The sequence below is a fragment of the Frankia sp. AgKG'84/4 genome (genome assembly GCF_023242965.2).
In the GTDB taxonomy this organism is placed as follows: Bacteria; Actinomycetota; Actinomycetes; order Frankiales; family Frankiaceae; genus Frankia.
The window spans coordinates 1-3,968 of sequence record NZ_JALKFU020000510.1 but is presented as its reverse complement, the minus strand read 5'-3'; the positions used below and the strand labels follow the sequence as shown (position 1 = coordinate 3,968).

Annotated in this window: 3 protein-coding genes; all 3 read right to left on the bottom strand. The window is 75.1% G+C overall.

The window, feature by feature from the left end:
• On the bottom strand, positions 1-549 hold a 549-nt coding region (locus MXD58_RS22255), incomplete at its 3' end, for a (2Fe-2S)-binding protein (RefSeq protein ID WP_250609854.1).
• A gap of 107 nt (positions 550-656) precedes the next feature.
• Complete coding sequence (locus MXD58_RS22250) at positions 657-3,044, bottom strand: xanthine dehydrogenase family protein molybdopterin-binding subunit (protein ID WP_250609853.1); 2,388 nt, start codon at positions 3,042-3,044, stop codon at positions 657-659.
• The coding region (locus MXD58_RS22245) for an FAD binding domain-containing protein (protein WP_250609852.1) at positions 3,041-3,968 on the bottom strand (928 nt) is incomplete at its 5' end. The genes MXD58_RS22250 and MXD58_RS22245, both read right to left, overlap by 4 nt.

Sequence of the window (3,968 nt, the reverse complement as noted above, 5' to 3'; positions counted from 1 at the left end):
GTCCGCGGTCGGCCGCTCGCCCGGCGCCGTGCTCGGCCGCGCGAGCTCGCCGTCACCGGGTGCCGCCGCGTCGCGCAGGCGGTCGCGGGCGTCGAGCACCGCTTCAAGGATCTTGACGTAGCTGCCGCACCGGCACAGGTTGCCGGCCAGCTCGGTGCGGATACGATCCTCGTCCGCGTCGGGTTCGGCGGCGAGCAGCGCCACCGCGGTGAGGATGAAGCCCGGGGTGCAGTACGAGCACTGGAACGCGGTGTGGTCGACGAACGCCTGCTGCACCGGATGCAGCCGTCCCTCGTCGGCGAGATCCTCGATGGTGCGCACCGTCCGGGCACCGACCAGCTCGACGGGCAGCAGGCAGGAGCTGACCGGCGCACCGTCCAGCAGCACCGTGCACGATCCACACACCCCGGCGGTGCAGCCCGGCCGGGCGCCGAACAGGTCGAGCTCGCGCCGCAGCACCTCGAGCAGCGTGTGATGACCCCGTGCCGTCACCTCGACGGTCTCCCCGTTGACCGCCAGGGTGAGCACGCTCCGGTCCTCGCGGTTCATCGTGCCCGTCCTTCCCGCCTTCGCGTGGTGTCCGCTGCTCGCACACCGGACCAGCCACTTCGTCGAACCCGCCCTGTCGTGGCGGCCTACCCCATTTCGCCTCTCCCCTAGCCCGTCCGGACCACCGCCTGGTCCACCTGGAGGGCGCGTAGCCCGGCGAGGACTCGTTCCGGGCGCAGCGGCAGGTCCGTGAGGACCACACCGGTGGCGTCCGCGACCGCGGCGGCCACCGCCGGGGCCACCGGCGGCACCGCGGTCTCGCCCAGGCCGTAGATGCGGTCGCTGGGCTGGCCGAGCAGCTCGACGGTGATCGCCGGGAGGTCGGTGACGGCGGGCAGCCGGTAGTCGAGCAGGTCACGGTTCACCTGGCGGCCGGCGCCGTCGAAACGCAGTTCCTCGCCGAGGGCCGAGCCGAGCCCGAGCAGCACCGCGCCCTCCACCTGCATCCGGGCCTCGACCGGGTTCACCACCCGACCGGCCCAGACCGCGGCGTGGTAGCGCAGCACCCGCACCTGACCGGTGTCCAGGTCGACCTCGACCTCGGCGCTACCGCTCGCCTGGTGCCAGTGGGACGAGGCGATGCCCTGCCCGGTCTCGTGGTCCAGGCTGCCCGTCGATGTGTAGCCGCCCTCGCACCGCAACTGCCCCGCCCGCACCGCGGTGACGAACTCGCCATAGCCGAACCGCGCGGTACCGGCCCGTACCTCGCCGCCGCCGGCGCTCGCCGCGGCCCGCGGCACGCCGCAGTGGCCGGCGGCGAGCTCGGCGAGCCGGTCCAGCAGCGCGCGGCACGCGTCCTGCACCGCCGCGCCCATCGCGATCGTCGACCGGCTGGAACTGGTCTGCTGGTCGTAGGGGGTGACGTCGGTGTCCGGCAGGCTGACCGACACCACGGCCGGGTCGATGCCGAGTGCCTCCGCGGCAAGCCGGGCCAGCGCCCGGTGCGCGCCCTGGCCCATCTCGACGGTGCTGGTCAGCACGTGCACGCTGCCGTCGCGGTTGAGCGCGACGGCGGCCCGTGACAACGACGGGGTGTTCGTCCCCTTCACCGTCACCGCAACTCCCCGGCCCCGGACCATCCGCCGCGTCTCCTCGCCGCCGGGCCGCCGGTCGGCGGGGCCCGACCGGATGGGCGGGACGGTCCGAGTGGGGGGCGGGGCCGCCGACGGGGAGGGGGAGGGGTCCGTACCGACGGATGGGGCTCCCCCGGACGTGCCCCACGCCCGGGTGGCCGCGTCGAGGAGGTCGCCGTAGTGGCAGTCGGTCATCACTTCGCCGGTCACGTTGCGGTCGCCGTCGCGCAACAGGTTGCGCCGGCGCAGCTCCAGGGGGTCGACGCCGAGCCGGCGGGCGATCAGTTCGAGCTGCGCCTCGTAGGCGAACGCCGCCTGCGGGGAGGCATAGCCCCGGAACGCGCCCGCCGGCGGCCGGTTGGTGTAGACCGCGTACACGTCGACGGACATGTCCGCGACGGCATAGGGGCCACCGAACCCGTAGGCACCGTTCTTGATCACCCGCGGGCTGATGTCGGCGTAGGCGCCGGCGTCGAACCACGACGTCACGCGGCGGGCCAGGATCCGGCCGTCGGCCCGGACCCCCGTCTCCAGCACGCTCTCGGTCGCGTGCCGGGTCAGGGTGGTGAACGCCTGGGCCCGGTCCAGACCCACCCGGACCGGACGGTCGGTGATCCGGGCCAGGCACACCGCCAGCGGCTCGATCTTGGCGTAGCACTTCGCCCCGAACGCACCGCCCAGTTGCAGCACCCGCACCTGCACCCGGTCGAGCGGCACGCCGATCAGCTCGGCGAGCTGCACCCGCAGCTTGTAGGGCGTCTGGGTGCTCGCCCACACCACCATCCGCTCCGCGCTGGGCACCGCCACCGCGACGTGCGTCTCCAGCGCCGCGTGGTGCATGGCGGCGGTGGTGAACCGGTCGACGAACACCTGGTCCGCACGGGCCATCGCCGTGCCCACGTCCCCCTTGCGGATGACGAAGTGGTTGACCAGGTTGCTGCCGGACCGCCGCCGCAGCTTCAGCTCCGGAAACGCCGCGGATCCGGCGCTGTCCCGCGGGTGCAGTATCGCGTCGGCGGTGGCGGCCAGGGCGGCCCGGGCCTCGGTGACGACGGGGAGGGGCTCGTAGCGGACGCGCACGCGGGTGAGGGCCGCGTCGGCGTCGTCCGGGTCGGCGGCGAGCGCGACGGCGATCGGCTCGCCCGCGTAGCGGACCCGGTCGACGGCCAGCGGCGGCTGGTCCAGCAGGATGGGCCCGAACCTGGCCGGACGGCCCAGGGCACCCTCCAGTTCGGGCCCGGAGAACACCGCCACGACGCCGGGCGTCCGACGCGCCTGGGCGGTGTCGACCCGGATCCGGGCGTGCGGTTCGGTCGAGGTCAGCAGCCGGGCGTGCAGCAGCCCGGGGCCGACGTCGGCGCCGGCGAGGTCGCCGACCATGGCCAGCCGACCGGTCACCTTGGTCCGGGCGTCGGACGTCACCACCCACCCGCCAGGGTGGCTGGTGTGGTCGGGCCACCCGTCGGCTCGGGCGTCTGCGGCCCGGGCGTCTGCGGCCCGGGCGTCTGCGGCCCGGGCGTCTGCGGCTCGGGCGTCTGCGGCCCGGTCGGATGGTGCGCGTCGGCGATCGCCGCGGACAGCGTGCGCCGGATCCAGACGCGGACCATCTCCGCCCGGTACTCGGCGCTGGCCCGCAGGTCATCGACGCAGAGGACCGCGTCGGCGTAGGCATCCGCGACGGCGCGGACGCGGGCGTCGTCCGGGCGGCGGCCGACGAGCAGCGTGTCGATGTCGCGGAACCCGACCGGCATCGGTGTGCCGCTGCCGACCGCGATCCGCACGCTCGCGCAGACCCCGTCGACGATCCGCACCGTCACCGCGACCCCCAGGGCGCTGGTGTCCTCCGCGGACCTGGTCCGGAAGGACGTGTATCGCCCGACCGTGCCGGGTGCCGGCTCGTCCACCTCGACCACGGTGATCAGCTCCCCCGGACTCAGGACCGTCTGGCCCGGCGCGGGGTAGAACTCGGCGAGCGGGACCACCCGCACTGCCCCGTCCGGGCCACTCACCCGGACTCGGGCGCCGAGGGCGAGCAGTGCGGTGGGGGGATCCCACGCGTAGACCGCACCGGCGAGCACGCCGCCCACGGTGGCGACCCCACGCACCCGGACGTTGCCGACCAGGGCGAACACCTCGGCGAGCAGCGGGTACCTGGCCCGGACGGCGGGGTGCGCCCCGACCTGGGCATGGGTGGCCATCGCGCCGATCTCCAGGCGGCGGCCCGCGGCCGTGGCCACCAAGGTGAGCTCGGCGAGGCCGGGCACGCCGCGCAGCGACACCAGCCGGGCAGGGCGCCGGCTCGGATCGGCGAGCTCGAAGGCCAGCCGGGTGCAACCCGCGGCGGGC